This window comes from Bradyrhizobium erythrophlei, assembly GCF_900129505.1.
GTDB lineage: Bacteria > Pseudomonadota > Alphaproteobacteria > Rhizobiales > Xanthobacteraceae > Bradyrhizobium > Bradyrhizobium erythrophlei_D.
On record NZ_LT670818.1, the window covers coordinates 9,092,248 to 9,107,991 of the forward strand.

At 64.3% G+C, this 15,744-nt stretch carries 16 protein-coding genes; 9 read left to right on the forward strand and 7 right to left on the reverse strand.

Translation table 11 applies throughout. The annotated features are described in order from the left end of the window. Positions 1-167: 167 nt before the first annotated feature. Positions 168-1,145, reverse strand: coding sequence for a DnaJ C-terminal domain-containing protein (locus B5525_RS43030; protein WP_079572588.1), 978 nt, complete (start codon positions 1,143-1,145; stop codon positions 168-170). A gap of 109 nt (positions 1,146-1,254) precedes the next feature. Beyond that, positions 1,255-1,620, reverse strand: a complete 366-nt coding sequence (locus B5525_RS43035) for an RT0821/Lpp0805 family surface protein (protein WP_338075254.1) — start codon at positions 1,618-1,620, stop codon at positions 1,255-1,257. Positions 1,621-1,786: 166 nt separating this feature from the next. Between B5525_RS43035 and pdxH the strand changes: the two genes are divergently transcribed. The 3 genes from pdxH (at position 1,787) to B5525_RS43050 (ending at position 4,055) form a co-directional block, all read left to right on the forward strand. Further along, complete coding sequence (gene pdxH, locus B5525_RS43040) at positions 1,787-2,428, forward strand: pyridoxamine 5'-phosphate oxidase (RefSeq protein ID WP_079572590.1); 642 nt, start codon at positions 1,787-1,789, stop codon at positions 2,426-2,428. Between the two features lie 22 nt (positions 2,429-2,450). After that, a complete protein-coding gene (locus B5525_RS43045) occupies positions 2,451-3,206 on the forward strand; it encodes an SDR family NAD(P)-dependent oxidoreductase (RefSeq protein WP_079572592.1) in 756 nt (251 codons plus the stop codon). Between the two features lie 78 nt (positions 3,207-3,284). Next, entirely contained in the window at positions 3,285-4,055 is a 771-nt protein-coding gene (locus B5525_RS43050; RefSeq protein ID WP_079572594.1) for a class I SAM-dependent methyltransferase, read from the forward strand. A gap of 59 nt (positions 4,056-4,114) precedes the next feature. Here the strand turns inward: B5525_RS43050 and B5525_RS43055 are convergent, their stop codons facing one another. Next, positions 4,115-4,330, reverse strand: a complete 216-nt coding sequence (locus B5525_RS43055; RefSeq protein ID WP_079572596.1) for a hypothetical protein — start codon at positions 4,328-4,330, stop codon at positions 4,115-4,117. Between the two features lie 140 nt (positions 4,331-4,470). Continuing rightward, positions 4,471-5,451 carry a magnesium transporter CorA family protein gene (locus tag B5525_RS43060; RefSeq protein WP_079572598.1) on the reverse strand — a complete coding sequence of 327 codons (981 nt, stop codon included), beginning with the start codon at positions 5,449-5,451 and terminating at the stop codon, positions 4,471-4,473. 65 nt (positions 5,452-5,516) lie between these two features. Between B5525_RS43060 and B5525_RS45200 the strand changes: the two genes are divergently transcribed. After that, the gene (locus B5525_RS45200) at positions 5,517-5,696 is read left to right on the forward strand and encodes a hypothetical protein (RefSeq protein WP_154073766.1); all 180 of its coding nucleotides are present in this window, start codon (positions 5,517-5,519) and stop codon (positions 5,694-5,696) included. A 102-nt stretch (positions 5,697-5,798) separates the two neighbouring features. Beyond that, positions 5,799-6,488 carry a L,D-transpeptidase gene (locus tag B5525_RS43065; protein ID WP_079574530.1) on the forward strand — a complete coding sequence of 230 codons (690 nt, stop codon included), beginning with the start codon at positions 5,799-5,801 and terminating at the stop codon, positions 6,486-6,488. 23 nt (positions 6,489-6,511) lie between these two features. On the opposite strand, the gene B5525_RS43070 is transcribed toward B5525_RS43065, so the two are convergent. Then, a complete protein-coding gene (locus B5525_RS43070) occupies positions 6,512-7,609 on the reverse strand; it encodes an extensin family protein (RefSeq protein ID WP_425305246.1) in 1,098 nt (365 codons plus the stop codon). A 125-nt stretch (positions 7,610-7,734) separates the two neighbouring features. On the opposite strand from B5525_RS43070, the gene B5525_RS43075 reads away from it, so the two are divergent. The 4 genes from B5525_RS43075 (at position 7,735) to B5525_RS43090 (ending at position 13,226) form a co-directional block, all read left to right on the forward strand. Next, positions 7,735-9,363 carry a fatty-acid--CoA ligase gene (locus B5525_RS43075; RefSeq protein WP_079572602.1) on the forward strand — a complete coding sequence of 543 codons (1,629 nt, stop codon included), beginning with the start codon at positions 7,735-7,737 and terminating at the stop codon, positions 9,361-9,363. Positions 9,364-9,503: 140 nt separating this feature from the next. Next, on the forward strand, positions 9,504-10,709 hold the full coding sequence (locus B5525_RS43080; protein ID WP_079572604.1) for an MFS transporter: 1,206 nt from the start codon (positions 9,504-9,506) through the stop codon (positions 10,707-10,709). A gap of 133 nt (positions 10,710-10,842) precedes the next feature. Continuing rightward, positions 10,843-12,051 (forward strand): ABC transporter substrate-binding protein, encoded by a 1,209-nt coding sequence (locus B5525_RS43085; protein ID WP_079572606.1) that lies wholly within the window; start codon positions 10,843-10,845, stop codon positions 12,049-12,051. A gap of 323 nt (positions 12,052-12,374) precedes the next feature. After that, complete coding sequence (locus B5525_RS43090; protein ID WP_079572608.1) at positions 12,375-13,226, forward strand: DUF1499 domain-containing protein; 852 nt, start codon at positions 12,375-12,377, stop codon at positions 13,224-13,226. 70 nt (positions 13,227-13,296) lie between these two features. Here B5525_RS43090 and B5525_RS43095 read toward each other — a convergent pair whose 3' ends face one another. Together B5525_RS43095 and B5525_RS43100 are read right to left on the reverse strand one after the other, a co-directional pair. Beyond that, a complete protein-coding gene (locus tag B5525_RS43095; RefSeq protein ID WP_079572610.1) occupies positions 13,297-14,223 on the reverse strand; it encodes an MBL fold metallo-hydrolase in 927 nt (308 codons plus the stop codon). 184 nt (positions 14,224-14,407) lie between these two features. After that, positions 14,408-15,622 (reverse strand): acyl-CoA dehydrogenase, encoded by a 1,215-nt coding sequence (locus B5525_RS43100; protein ID WP_079572611.1) that lies wholly within the window; start codon positions 15,620-15,622, stop codon positions 14,408-14,410. Positions 15,623-15,744: the final 122 nt, after the last annotated feature.

A 15,744-nucleotide genomic window follows, 5' to 3' on the forward strand; every position in this document is an offset into this window, starting at 1 on the left:
AATTGGAACATCGGTGCGTCTCAAATTCGCACCGGGTGTTCACGCGAAATTGTAACGCGTTCGATCCGCCGATCGACGCAAGCGGCCTCGACGGGGTTTTGTACCGCGCTGGTCCCCCGCTCGAGGCCGCTCCTTTTTTCCGCCACCTTTGGGGGGCGTCGGAACGCTCAGAATAGATCACTGCGCGGATTATAGGTGTGTCCGTCGCGCCACTTCTGCATCAACGCTTCGAGTTCGGCGTCGTTCCCGTCCGGTAACATGATGCGGGTGGTGACGAAGAGATCGCCCGGCGTCCCGGTCGGCTTCGGCAAGCCCTTGCCTTTGAGGCGAAACGTCCGGCCGCTCGAAGTGTTTTTCGGAATCGACAGTTCGACCGCGCTGCCGAGCGTGGGCACCCGGACCTTGCCGCCGAGCACGGCTTCATAGAGCGTGATCGGCAGGTCGACGCGCAGGTCGCTGCCCTCGACCTTGAAGAAACGATGCGGCGCGATATTGACGGTGATCAGGAGATCGCCGGGCGGGTGGCCCGGCGAGGTCTCGCCCTGCCCCTTCAGCCGGATCTGCTGGCCGGCCACGACACCGGCCGGGATCTTGACATTGAGCTCCTTGCCGGTCGGCAGCCGGACGCGCTTCTCGACGCCGTTGACAGACTCTTCCAGCGACACCGTCATCGCGACCGACAGATCGAGATCGAGCGCGATGCCGCCGGTGTCGAATTCGAAGGTGGTACCGCCGCCGGGCCGCGGGCCGCGCCCCGCCGCGCCGCCGAACATGCTGTTGAGGATATCCTCGAAACCGCCGCCACCCCCGCCTGCAAAGCCGCCGGGACCGGCGCCACCCGAGCGGAAGGTGTGGGTCTCGAAGCCGCCGCCACGGCCAGCCCGCGCGCGCGGGTCGCCGCCGGGAAAGCCCTGGAAGCGGGGCTTGCCCTCGGCGTCGATCTCGCCGCGATCGAATTGCTTGCGCTTTTCCTCGTCGCCGAGGATCTCGTTGGCCGAGTTCAGCTCGGAAAAGCGCGCCGCGGATTTCGGATCGTTCTTGTTGGCGTCGGGGTGGTGCTTCTTGGCAAGCTTGCGATAGGCGCTCTTGATCGCCGCAGCACTGGCGCCCCGCGGCACCCCCAAGACCTCATAGGGGTCGCGCATCCGTCACGTCTCCTTCAAGGAAAATCTGATCTTAAACTGAGGGCAGCCCGCCCACCACGATTTCATTTGGGGTCGTCGTGGCATTTTTGCAACGGGTTCCCTCTTGATGCTAGCCCTGTCTCCACGGCTTCAGCGTGTGAATTTCCCAACGGCCATTGCCGACCTGGCAGGCGGCCCCCTGCAGCCAGCTTTCATTGCTGCCATTGACATAGCTTGCCAGAAAATCCCGGCAGGTGCGTCCGTCCTCGCTATAGGCCTTCGCCAGCGGCGTCACCGAACCGCGCGCGCCCGTTTTGGGATTTTCCCAGGGCTGGCTGGAATCCTTGTCGCCCTTGGTCAGCACGTCGGAGGCGGCATTGCGGGCAAAGGCAAGGTCGCTCTCGGTCGGCGCCGGCCCGCCGGCGGCACCCGGGGCAAGCGAGCCCGTCTGGTCGTTGTCGCCCATCTTGGCGAACGCCGCGTCGATCCGGGACATGCTGCAGCCGCCGCTCCCGAAGGCGATTAGAATCAGTGTCAACACGGCGCCCGCCGGAGCGATCGCCGATAGGCCTGCGCGTCCCCATGCCCTATATAGGGCGAACCCATAGTGGGGCGGCAACGCGCAATTGACCGCGGGCGGACGCAATTCGGAACTCCCAGAAATGACCGACACGACCTCCATCAGACACCCGGCAGCGTTAACATCCGGTGATTTCACCGCGGCGGAGGAGCCGTTGGCGCTGTTCGGCGAATGGTTTGCGGAAGCCGCGAAGGCCGAACCCAACGATCCCAACGCCATGGCGCTGGCGACCGTCGACGCCGACGGCCTGCCCGACGTGCGGATGGTGCTGATGAAAGGCTACGATTCCGAGGGTTTTGTCTTCTACAGCCACATCGCCAGTCCAAAAGGCCGCGAACTTGCCGCAAACCCTAAGGCGGCTTTACTGTTTCACTGGAAGTCGCTGCGCCGGCAGGTCCGCATCCGCGGCAACGTGTCGCCGGTCACCGAAGCCGAGGCCGACGCCTATTTCGCCACGCGGCCGAAGCAGGCGCAGATCGGCGCCTGGGCAAGCAAGCAGTCACAGCCGCTGGAAAGCCGCTTTGCTTTCGAGCAGGCCATCGCCCTGGTCGCCGCCAGGCACATTATCGGCGAGGTACCGCGGCCGCCGGGCTGGAGCGGCTGGCGCATCGCGCCCTCGCGGTTCGAATTCTGGCATGATCGCCCATACCGGCTGCACGACCGCATCGAATTCCGCCGCGACACGCCGGCCCAGCCCTGGTCCAAGACGCGGCTTTATCCCTGATTGAAGGTCTCAAAGGACTCTCATGTCGACTTCGAGCAACCACGGACCGCGGCGGACGCTGCTTCTGACCGGCGCCAGCCGCGGCATCGGCCATGCAACCGTGATCCGGTTTTCCAGCGCCGGCTGGCGCGTCATCACCTGCTCGCGGCATCCGTTCCCGGAAGATTGCCCGTGGGACGCCGGCCCCGAGGACCACATCCAGGTCGACCTCGCCGACCACGACGACACCACGCGCGCGATCAGCGAAATCCGCGAGCGGCTGGAAGGCGGCGCACTGCACGCTTTGGTCAACAACGCCGCGATCTCGCCGAAGGCCGAAGGCGGCGCCAGGCTCGGCTCGATCGACACCGACATCGACACCTGGAGCCATGTTTTCCGGGTCAATTTCTTCGCGCCGATCATGATGGCGCGCGGGCTGATCGACGAACTGAAGTCGGTGAAGGGCTCGGTGGTGAACGTTACCTCGATCGCGGGCTCCCGCGTGCATCCGTTCGCGGGCGCGGCCTACGCCACCTCGAAAGCGGCGCTGGCCTCGCTGACCCGCGAGATGGCGTCGGATTTCGGCCGCCTCGGCATCCGCGTCAATTCGATCGCGCCGGGCGAGATCGACACCTCGATCCTGTCGCCGGGCACCGAGAAGATCGTCGAGCAGCAAATCCCGCTGCGCCGGCTCGGCACACCGGATGAAGTGGCGAAGATCATCTACGTGCTGTGCACGGAAACCAGTTCCTACGTCAACGGCGCCGAAATCCACATCAACGGCGGCCAGCACGTGTAGGGACGACGCACCGAACCGCGCTCCGCCGCCATTGCCACGCACGCAAGCGGCGAAGCCGAAAAATGGACGCCGGCGACGATGGGACGCTTCGCCACCACAGTTGCGCTGTACGAGGAATTGCGGCCGCCTTATCCGGCCGAATTCTTTCGCAACGTGGCGCAAAGGCTGTCGCTCGGAAAGCAGCACAGCCTCATCGACCTCGGGACGGGGCCGGGGCTGCTGGCGCTCGGCTTTGCCCCTTATGTCGGCCGCATCGTCGGCGTCGATCCGGAACCGGCCATGATCGCCGCCGCAAGAAAGGCGGCCGCGCGCGCGTCACAGCCCCTTACCCTGATCGAAGGCAGGGCCGAAGACCTTCCGGCCGATATCGGCAGCTTCGATGTCGTGACGATTGGGAGGGCCCTGCACTGGATGGATCGCGACGCTACGCTTGGGCTGTTCGAGCGGCTGGTCGCGCCCGAGGGCACGATCCTCGTCTGCTCGTCCCATTCCGCCGCGGATGGACGCAACCCCTGGCTCGGCGAATTCAACCAGGCGCGGCGCTTCTGGTCGGAGGCCAGCCTGTGGTCGGAGTCAGGCGGCGGCGAGCGCATCCATCGCGATCTTGCGGCGTTTTTTCACGGCACGCGGTTTCACGTCGCGGATGCCGTCAGGGTCGAGGCCAGCCACGAGATCAGCGTACACGATCTGGCGCGCCGCGTGTTGACGTTCTCGTCGTCCTCGCCCGACGCGCTCGGCGACAAGACGGACGCGATGCTGCGCGACGTCGAGCAGCGTCTGCTTCCCCTGAGCCGCAAAGGCTCCGTCACCGAGGTCGTCGTGGCCGCGGCGCAGACACTGAAGCGATAGGGCGCGCCAGCCGGGCGCGCGATCGGGCGGTCATTCCGGCCTTCCGGAAACGAAGCCTTTCAGATCAATCCGCGCAAGATCTGCGCGGCCTGCCAGCGCAGGCTGTCGACGTTGAAGGCGCTGGAACATTCGTCTTCGCGCTCGCCTTCCGACAGCGCCGCGCCGCAATGCCGACAGATCCTCGCCGAGATCGCAACGGCTCTGCCGTTGCGGCCCGCCTGATAGCGCGCGAAATCGACGACGTTCTCGGGCGACGTTATGAGTTTCTGATCCATTGCTGTCCTCGCGACTTGTCCGCTTGTTATCGCAGAAAGGTTTCGCTCAAACGTTCAGCGCAATGCTCAAATTTTAGCGGAGGGATTGAGGCAACCTTGTTGTCTCATTTCGAGCGTGGAACCCAGCGGGAACTCATGGTTTACAGCCACTTCTTCCATGTGAAGAAAACATAAGGCAGCACCGCGGCAAGCAGCATCGCCACCAACGCGTAAGGGTAGCCGTGGGTCCATTCCAGTTCCGGCATCTCCTTGAAATTCATGCCGTAGATGGACGCGATCAGGGTCGGCGGCATCAGCACCACCGCCATCACCGAGAACAGCTTGATGATGTTGTTCTGCTCGAGATTGACGACGCCGAGCATCGCATCGAGCACGAAGGTGATCTTGTTGGAGAGATAGGAGGCGTGGTCGGTCAGCGAGGTCACGTCGCGCTGCATGGTCTTGAGCTGCTCGCGCATGTCCTTGGACCATTTGACGCCGTCGACCGCGGCCGCGACGAAGGTCACGACGCGGCCGATCGAGACCAGGCTCTCCCGCACCTTCGAGGTCAGATCGCCCTTGCGGCCGATCGCGATCAGGATGTCGGAATAGCGCTTGGCTTGGCCGGTGCGCGCCGCGCCGCCGGGCTCGAAGATATCGTGGCTGATGGCGTCCATGTCGCTGCCGGCGCGTTCCAGGATGTCGGCGTTGCGGTCGATCACCGCATCGAGCAATTCCATCAGCACCGTTTCGCCGGTGACGCCCGGTGGGCAGCTGCGCGCCAGCTTGTTCTCCACCAGCACGAACGGCTTCGGCTCGTCATAGCGCACGGTCACCAGCCGATGGTTGGCGAGGATGAAGGTGACGGCGGTGGTGCGCGGATTCTCGGTATCCGCCGCGCACATCAGGGTCGCCGTCATGTAGCGCGCGCCGTTCTCGATATAGAGACGCGAGGAAATCTCGATCTCCTGCATGTCCTCCCGGGTCGGCACCGCGATCCCGGCCAGACGCTCCACCGCCTTGTCCTCCGCCGCGGTCGGTTTCACCAGATCGATCCAGACGGCGGCCTCGGGCAGCGCCTCAAGATCGGCGGCCCCGACTTTCTTCAGCGAGGCTTCCGAGGGGACGAACACCGCAATCATGAGGAACTCCGGGGCTGAGCGCGCAACCACCCAACAGGACTTAGATCGATTCTGGCAAGCGCTTCATGACCGAGCCATTCACCGCCGATCCATATTTGTTGCGGCGGGGTGGTGTCGGCGTGACCCGGTCCGGCGGTCACGGCCAAGCTGCCCAAAAATCAGCCGGGAGTCCGAAATTTTGCGGCAAAAAAGACACAGGAAGCATCCCGCAACGCGGGACGGCCATCTATGCTCTGGAATTATGACTGGTTTCGGCGATAATGGCCTTAATGGAATCGTAGCGTTCGCGGCGCAGTTTGGGCGTGTGGCGCAAGGTTTTCGACAAGACTTTCGATTGGAAGTGCACCATGTCGCCGCTCAAGGTCATCTTAGGAATTCTGGCTGCCGGCCTGACGCTGTCGGGCTGCATGCAGGCCACCACCTATGAAGCGACCAACACCACCAATTTCAAACCGCACGACAAGGAACTGCTGGCCAAGATCCGCTACACCAATGTTCCGGTCGCCGAGCCGTTCCGCCGCGCGATCGTCGACTACCACCGCAAGGAATTGCCCGGTTCGATCGTGGTCGATTCCGACAATCACTATCTCTATTACGTGCTCAACGACGGCAAGGCGATCCGCTACGGCATCACCGTCGGCGAGGAGGCCATGGCGTGGTCCGGCATCGCCAAGGTCGGCAGCATGACCGAGTGGCCGCCCTGGCATCCGACCAAGGGCGAGATCGAGCGGCTCGGCGTGCCGACCTTCGTGCCGCCGGGACCGGACAATCCGATGGGATCGCGCGCGCTGTATCTCTATTCGGGCGGCAAGGACACGCTGTTCCGGATTCACGGCACCAACCAGCCGGAATATATCGGCGCATCGATTTCCTCCGGCTGCATCCGGATGACCAATGAGGACGTCATCGACCTCTATGGCCGGGTAAAACTGGGCACGATCGTGGTGGTGCTGGAGCCGCACCATGGCGACTCGCCGTTCAATTCGCAGATGGCGCTGCAAGGCGGCGGCGGCAATGGCGGCGCGATAGTGCAGTAGCCACTAGCCTCAGTTTACACATTTCAAGAAGCGCCGGTTTTACCGGCGCTTTTTTTGTTGGCGCCGCGACGCTTCGGCCCTGCGGCCCGGGGGCTTGCGGGTTTGGCGCCATCCGATTTCGCCGCATCGGCCTTGTCCGCATCGGTCTTGTCTGTATCGGCTTTGGCGGCGACCTCGCGCGGCGGCGCTTCCTCGGGGCGCGCGGCCGGCAACAGCGGCGCGACCTGCGGCAGCGGGTCCCACACATTCCACTGGCAGATCTTGTAATTGTTGTGCCGCTCCATCAGGTCGAGATGGATGTGGTCCTCGTGATACCCGTCCGAGCCTGGCCCCAGCACCGTCATGAAGCGCGCGCACACCGAGTGCAGGATAGTCTCGCGGGTGTCGCGCGGTACCTCGCGGTCGGTGAGCGAAATCGAGCGGCCATCGGCGAGCTTGACGCCGCGAACGTCGAGCGCGTTGGCGCGGCCGTGTTCGGACAATTGAGCGCCCGCGACGCGGTTACGGCCGCGGCATTCGAACGAATCGAAATTGTCGAGATCGCTGATTTCGCTGCCGAGGCTTGCTGCCAGCGGTGCCATGTCGGTGCGGACCCAGTCCGCGATGGCGGAGGCCATCGTGCAGCGCAGGGTCGCCGCCGGTTTCAGCGCGACCCGGTGCTTGTCGGGCAGCACCACCGCCTCCAGCCGGACCAGATCCTCGCCGCCGCAGCCGCCGGGGCCATGGATGTCGGGAATGCTGGGCGCAATCGCGATCTCTTCCGACAACGCCAGCCGGCATGCCGAAGGTGGCGGCGGTGCGGCCGGCTGCTCGCGTTCCGCGGGCTGTTCGGACTTGGTCGCAGGTGCGTCTGCCGGACGCGGCTTCGGCACCGGCGCAGCACCTTCCGCCGGCGACCGGTTCACCACGGCGGGCTGTTCGGACTCGATTGCGGGTGCATCGGCCGGACGCGGCTTCGGCAGCGGCACGGTGGCATGAAGTGCCGCCCGGCGCGGCTTCGTCGCTCGCTCCCCGAATAAGCCGCCCCAGAACGGCAGCAGCCCGGTGGCGCGTCTGCGCGCGGCAGATGCGGGATCGTAGGCCGCACAGATCACCAGCAACAGGGTTACGCCGGTAACCATTTTTGCCGTTTCGCCGCAGGCAGACTTGCTAAAAGGCCATTTGCGGCGTGCTTTCCCCGGGCTAAAGTTCATGGCAATTCCAAGACCCGCGAGAAGCGACAACCCTTTTTCGGAGGAACGACCGTATGCTTGGTTTGATGCAAGACTGGCCCTTGCTGTGTCACCGGATTATCGAGCACGCGGCCGCGATCCATGGCACCCAGGAAGTCGTGACGCGATCGGTCGAAGGCCCCATTCATCGCACCAATTATGCCGAAATCCACAAGCGCGCGCTGAAAGTCTCGCAATGCCTCGACCGCGAGGGCATCAAGCTCGGCGACCGCGTCGCCACCATCGCCTGGAATACCTGGCGCCATCTTGAAGTCTGGTACGGCATCATGGGCATCGGCGCCATTTGCCATACCGTCAATCCCAGGCTGTTCCCCGACCAGATCGGCTGGATCATCAACCATGCGCAGGACCGCGTGGTGATGACCGACATCACCTTCGTGCCGATCCTGGAGAAGATCGCCGACAAGCTTCCCAGCGTCGAACGCTATGTCGTGCTCACCGACAAGGCGCACATGCCGCAGACCACGCTGAAGAATGCGGTGGCCTACGAAGACTGGATCGCGCAGGCCGACGGAAACTTCAAATGGAAGACCTTCGACGAGAATACCGCGGCCGCGATGTGCTACACTTCCGGCACGACCGGCGATCCCAAGGGCGTTCTGTATTCGCATCGTTCCAACGTGCTGCACGCGCTGATGGCCAACACCGGTGACTCCCTGGGTGCCAACGCCTGCGATACAATGCTCCCGGTGGTTCCCCTGTTCCATGCCAATAGCTGGGGCATCGCCTTTTCCGCGCCCTCGATGGGCACCAAGCTGGTGTTTCCGGGCGCCAAGCTCGACGGCGCCTCGGTGTACGAACTGCTGGACACCGAAAAGGTGACGCATACCGCCGGCGTGCCGACGGTGTGGCTGATGCTGCTCAATCACATGGCCGCCAACAATCTGAAACTGCCGCACCTGCGAATGGTGGTATGCGGCGGCTCGGCGATGCCGCGCTCGATGATCAAGACCTTCATCGACATGGGCGTGCACGCGCGCCACGCCTGGGGCATGACCGAGATGAGCCCGATTGGCACGCTCGCCGCCGAGAAACCTCCGTTTACCGGGCTGTCCGGCGACACAAGGCTCGACATCCTGCAGACCCAGGGCTACCCGCCGTTCGGCGTCCAGATGAAGATCACCGACGATGCCGGCAAGGAGCTGCCGTGGGACGGCAAGACGTTCGGCCGCCTCAAGGTGAGCGGCCCCGCGGTATCCAAGGCCTATTTCCGCGTCGACGCCGATATCCTCGATGAGGACGGTTATTTCGACACCGGCGACGTCGCCACCATCGACCAGCACGGCTACATGCGGATCACCGACCGCTCGAAGGACGTGATCAAGTCCGGCGGCGAATGGATTTCCTCGATCGACCTGGAAAATCTCGCGGTCGGGCATCCCGCGGTGGCGGAAGCCGCGGTCATCGGCGTCTATCATCCGAAATGGGACGAGCGTCCGCTTTTGATCGTGCAGCTCAAGCAGGGGCAGTCAGCGACCCGCGAGGACATCCTGAAATACATGGATGGCAAAATTGCAAAATGGTGGATGCCCGACGACATCGTGTTCGTCGAGGCAATTCCGCACACCGCGACCGGCAAGATCCTCAAGACCGCGCTGCGCGATCAGTTCAAGACCTACTCGTTCCCGACCGCGGCGGCGTAAAGCCCACGCGATCTCGTTGTTGGGCCTCTCCTCGTCCGCGGGGAGAGGCCATATCTTTTTCGGGTGATGGCCACCCGGCTGGGATCGGCACATTGAGCTGACGCAAGGGCCGGCGCATCACAGCCCGATAGGCTGCACCGATGAGTCACGACACCGGCAAGATACCATCAGCGACCTGGCGCAGCGTGCCGGCGACGGTCTGGACGCTGGGTTTCGTCTCGCTGCTGATGGACGTTTCGTCCGAGCTCATTCACAGCCTGCTGCCGGTGTTCCTCACGTCGGTGGTCGGCGCCAGCGCCGCGGATGTCGGCCTGATCGAAGGCATCGCGGAGGCGACCGCCGCCGTCGCCAAGGTGTTTTCGGGCGCATTCTCCGATCGTATCGGCAAACGCAAGCTACTGGTCGGCCTCGGCTATGGCCTGTCCGCGGTCACCAAGCCGATATTCCCGCTCGCCGGCACGGCCTGGGAAGTGCTGGCCGCGCGCTTTGTCGATCGCGTCGGCAAGGGCATCCGCGACGCGCCCCGCGACGCGCTGATCGCCGACATCACGCCGCCAGCCGTCCGCGGCGCCGGCTACGGCATCCGCCAGGCGCTGGATACGGTCGGAGCGTTTGTGGGGCCGCTGTCGGCGGTCGCCCTGATGACGCTCTATGCTGGCAATTTCCGCGCGGTGTTCTGGTGGGCGCTGCTGCCGGCATCGCTCGCGGTGCTCCTGATCGTGATCGGCGTGCGCGAGCCGGCTGGGACCAGGGCAACGGCGCGGCGCGGCTGGCCGGTGCGCAAGGAAGAGCTCAAGCGGATGCCTGCGGCGTTCTGGGTGGTCATCGCCATCGGCGTGGTGTTCGCGCTGGCGCGCTTCAGCGAGGCATTCCTGCTGCTGAAGGCGCAGGCCGAAGGCCTCGCGCTGGCGCTGATCCCGCTGGTATTGGTCTGGATGAACCTTGTCTATGCCATTACCGCGACGCCGGCCGGCATCCTCTCCGACAAGATCGGCCGGGTATATGTGCTGCTGTGCGGACTCGGCGCCCTGCTCGTCGCCGATCTGGCGCTGGCCTTCATTCCCGGGCTCGGCGGCGTCGTCATCGGCGTCGGGCTGTGGGGCCTCTATCTCGGATTTTCGCAAGGATCGCTGTCGGCGCTGGTCGCCGATACCGCGCCCGAGGACCTGCGCGGCACCGCCTTCGGGCTGTTCAATCTCGTCACCGGCGGCGCCCTGCTCGCCGCCAGCGTGGTCGCGGGATGGCTGTGGTCGGAGTTCGGCCCGACCGCGACATTCTCCGCCGGCGCGGTGTTCTCGGGACTGGCCATCCTGATCGTCGCGGTCGGCATCAAGGCGCGATATTAACCAAGATCACGATGCCCAAGGATGAGGCATCCACCTCCCGTCATCCCACTTCCGACGAAAGGCGAATGGACCCGGCCCGGCAGCTTTCTAAGTTGCCGCACCGGCAAATCAAAAAGACAAGGAAACGCCCAAAATGAAGAAACCAATCGGACTTCGAACCATCTCCTGGCTGCTGCTGGCGTCGCTGGGCGCGACCGCGGCGCATGCCGCCGGGAACAAGGTGGTGATCGGCGACATCGACGACATGTCGGGCCTCTATGCCGACGTGATCGGGCCCGGCGGTGTCGAGGCCGCCAAGATGGCGATCGAGGATTTCGGCGGCAGCGTTCTCGGCAACAAGATCGAACTGTTGATCTCGGACCATCAGAACAAGCCCGACCTCGGCGCCCAGAAATTCCGCGAATGGGCCGACCGCGACGGGCTGACCATGGTGCTCGGCGGGTCCAACACCGGCGTCTCCATCGCGATGTCGACGCTGGCCAGGGAGAAGAAGACGCCGTTCTTCGCGATCGGCGCCGCCGGCGCGTCGCTGACCGGTAAGGACTGCACGCCCTATACGGTGCACTACGCCTACGACACCACGGCGCTCGGGAACGGCACGGCGACCACCATGGTCAAGCAGGGCGGCAAGACCTGGTTCTTCCTCACCGCCGACTATGCGTTCGGCACCCAGTTGCAGGAAGCGGCGGCGAAAGTCGTCGAAGCCAATGGCGGCAAGGTAGTCGGCGCGGTGCGCGTGCCGCTCTCGACCTCGGACTTCTCGAGCTATTTGCTGCAGGCGCAAAATTCCGGCGCGCAGGTGCTGGGGCTTGCCAATGCCGGCAACGACTTCACCAACTCGATCAAGGCCGCCGACGAGTTCGGCATCGCCAACACCATGAAGCCCGCGGCACTGCTCGCCTTCCTCAGCGACATCCACAGTCTGGGCCTGAAGACCGCCCAGGGCCTCTATCTCACCACCAGTTGGTACTGGGATTCCAACGACAAGACCCGCGCCTTCTCAAAGCGCTTCTTCGAGAAGACCAAGCGCGAACCGACCGAGAACCAGGCGGCCTATTATTCGGCCACCATCACCTATCTCAACGCGGTCAAGGCCGCCGGAACCACCGATCCCGACAAGGTCATGGCGGAGCTGCACAAGGCCAAGATCGACGACATGTTCACCAGCAACGGCAAAATCCGCGCAGACGGCCTGATGGAACACGAAATGTACATCATGCAGGTGAAGAAGCCCGAGGAATCCAAGTATCCTTGGGATTACTACAAGCTGATCCAGACCATGTCCGGCGAACAGGCGTTCGGAAAGCTCGCCGATTCGGCCTGCCCCCTGGTTACGCACTAATCGACGGTTACACACCAAGCGACACCGCGCCGCCCGTTCCGGCAGGGCCCGCCATGCTGCTGCCGAGAGCCCCGGTTCTGAGTGAATCAGATCCGGGGTTCTTGCTGCCCGATTGAGGCGTTTTCGCGCGTGAAGGGGTTCCCACCCCGGATCAAGTCCCAAGGCAGGCTTTCGCTTGAAAAGGCGATGGCGTGGGCCGGCAGGCAGGCTTTTTCCGGCATAAACCGCTTCACAGCGCGCCGGAAAATGCGCTAGGTCACCTGCGCGCCCCGGCCGCCGGCCTGAGCCGGACGGGACTTACGTCCATACTGGAAATTCAAGGGATGACCCGCAGGTTTTCCGCTCCATATCAGTCGGAGCCCGTATCCAGCCTCGCGTCATGGGCGCGCAACCTCGCGATATTTTCGGTGGTCGCAGTCGTGGTTTCGATCCTCATCGTGCGCTTCGGCTTTCTCGAAATGAAACCGGCGCTGGCCACCTTGTTCGGCGCGCTGGCCTGCGCCGGGCTTTCCATCCTGGTCGGCTTCGCCGCCTTTGCCGCGATCTGGCAGAACGGTTCGCGCGGCATGAGCCGCATCCTGCTGGCGCTGCTGATCGACGCGGTGGTGCTGGCCTACCCTGTCTATCTCGCCGTGCAGTATCGCAAGCTGCCGCCGATCCACGACATCACCACCGATCCGATCGATCCGCCGCGCTTCGAGGCGCTGGCACCACTGCGCACCGGCGACGGCACCAACCCCGCGGTCTATGCCGGGCTATATTCGGCCGAGCAGCAGCGGCGGGCCTATCCGGACATCGATACGGTGGAACTCGACGTCCCCGCGCAGCGGGCATTCGACATCGCCAAGCGCATCGTCGCCAAGCGAAAATGGCTGGTCATCGACGAGCGCGAGCCGCAGCCGCCCCGCCGCCTTGGCCGCATCGAGGCGGTGGCGCGGACGCCGATCATGGGATTCCGCGAGGACGTCTCGATCCGCGTCACCCCCGACGGCGACGGCTCGCGCGTCGATATCCGTTCGGCGTCGCGCTATTTCGAGAGCGATCTCGGCAGCAATGCCGCGCGCATCTCCAAGCTGATCGATGAGATCAACACCGCGGCCGACGCCGCCGAGCTCAAGCCGGTGAAGAAGCCAGTGGTGCCGGTGAAGCCCGCGCCGAAAGTGGTGAAGAAGTAGGGGCGAATAGCGAGTAGCGAGTAGAGAGCTGGACCGCACAAGCGGAGTCTTCTTCCCTATTCGCCATTCGCTACTCACCATTCGCCAATCGATAGCGTCCACCAATCACCGGATCGCCGTCGGTCGCAACGATACCGCGCGCGACCAGATCCTCCAGGTGCGCCAGCACGGAATAGCCCGCCGCATTCGTCAGCCGCGGGTCGATGCCGATATAGACCGCACGCACGATGGTGGGAATGTCCGCCTCCCCCTTGGCGAGGCGATGCAGGATCGAGGCTTCGCGGGCCTGGCGATGCCGGATCAGGAACCGCACATAGCGCGGGCCTTGCGGGATTTCGGGCCCGTGGCCCGAGAAGTACAGATCCTCCTCGCGGCTCGCGAGCCGGTCGAGCGAGGCCATGTAGTCGACCATCGATCCGTCCGGCGGCGCCACGATCGAGGTCGACCAGCCCATCACGTGATCGCCCACGAAGGATAGTTTGCGGTCCGGCCAGGCGAACGCCAGATGGTTGGCGGTGTGGCCCGGCGTCGCCACCGCCTCCAGCGCCCAGCCGGCGCCCTCGATGAGTTCGCCGTCTCTCACCTCTACGTCCGGCCTGAAATCGCGGTCGGCGCCGGATTCGGGGCTGTGCTTCTCGCTCTCGAAGCGCGGCCGCGAGGCCCGATGCGGCCCCTCGGCATAAACGGTGGCGCCGGTCGCCGCCTTGATCCGCGCGGTGTTCGGCGAGTGGTCGCGGTGGGTGTGGGTGACCAGGATATGCGTCACGGTCTCGTTGCGCACGGCATCGAGCAGCGCGGCGGCATGCTCCTCATTGTCGGGACCGGGGTCGACGATCGCCACCTTGCCCTGGCCTATGATGTAACTCACGGTGCCGGTGAAGGTGAACGGGCTCGGGTTGTCGCAGAGAACACGCCGCACGCCAGGACGCACTTGCTCGGCCACCCCCGGCTTAAGCGGAAAGTCGCGGTTGAACGGGACGTCGTCGTTGTCGGCCATGGGCTTCCTATCTGCCGTTACTGACACCACCCGTGACACAACCACGGTCGTCATACCCCGCGAAAGCGGGGTAACCAGTAATCGCCGAAAGATGAGACGAGAAGCCGCGGCGTACTGGATCGTCCGCTTTCGCGGACGATGACGCCAGAATGTGGGGCCGCGCCCGGGGGTCTCATCAGCAGTTTTACGAAAACGCCTGAATGCCGGTGATGGCGCGGCCGAGGATCAAGGCGTGGACGTCGTGGGTGCCTTCATAGGTGTTCACGGTTTCCAAATTCGCGGTGTGGCGCATCACGTGATATTCGATCTGGATGCCGTTGCCGCCGTGCATGTCGCGGGACACGCGCGCGATGTCGAGCGCCTTGCCGCAATTGTTGCGCTTGACGATGGAGATCATCTCCGGCGCCATCTTGCCCTCGTCCATCAGCCGGCCGACGCGCAGGCTCGCCTGCAGGCCGAGCGCGATCTCGGTCTGCATGTCCGCGAGCTTCTTCTGCACCAGCTGCGTCGCCGCCAGCGGCCGGTTGAACTGCTTGCGGTCGAGCGTGTATTGCCGCGCGCGGTGCATGCAGTCTTCCGCGGCCCCCATCACGCCCCAGGAAATGCCGTAGCGGGCGCGGTTCAGGCAGCCGAACGGCCCCTTCAGCCCGGACACGTTGGGCAGCAGCGCGCTTTCCGGCACCTCGACGCCTTCCATCACGATCTCGCCGGTCACGGAGGCGCGAAGCGAGAGCTTGCCGCCGATCTTGGGTGCTGAAAGGCCTTTCATGCCCTTCTCGAGAATGAAGCCGCGGATCTGGTTGTTGTGCTCGGCCGATTTCGCCCAGACCACGAACACGTCGGCGATCGGGGCGTTGGAAATCCACATCTTGCTGCCGGTCAGCCGGTAACCGTCGGAGGTCTTCTCGGCGCGGGTCTTCATGCCGCCGGGATCGGAGCCTGCATCCGGCTCGGTCAGGCCGAAGCAGCCGACCCACTCGCCGGTGGCGAGCTTGGGCAGGTATTTCTTGCGCTGGTTCTCGTCGCCATAGGCGTAGATCGGGTGCATGACCAGCGACGATTGCACCGAATTCATCGAACGATAGCCGGAATCGACGCGCTCGATCTCGCGCGCCACCAGGCCATAGGCCACGTAGCTGGCGTTGGCGCAGCCATATTCCTCCGGCAGCGTAATACCGATCAGGCCGAGTTCGCCCATCTCGTTGAAAATCTCGCGGTCGGTCTTCTCCTCGAGATAGGCCTTGGTGATGCGCGGCGCGAGCTTGTCCTGCGCATAAGCGCGCGCGGTGTCGCGGATCATGCGTTCGTCTTCGGTGAGCTGCTCGTCGAGCATGAACGGATCATCCCACTGGAAATTCACCGCTGACGGCTTGTCCTTGGTCTGAGGGCGCACGCTCATGAAAATTCCTTTCGCATCGATGCTTTATTTTAAAGCGATACGGGTGGAAGCGCAAATGGATTGGTTCCGTCATTCCGGGGGACTGGATCCACCTCTGCCGTCATGCTCCGCGAAAGCGGGGC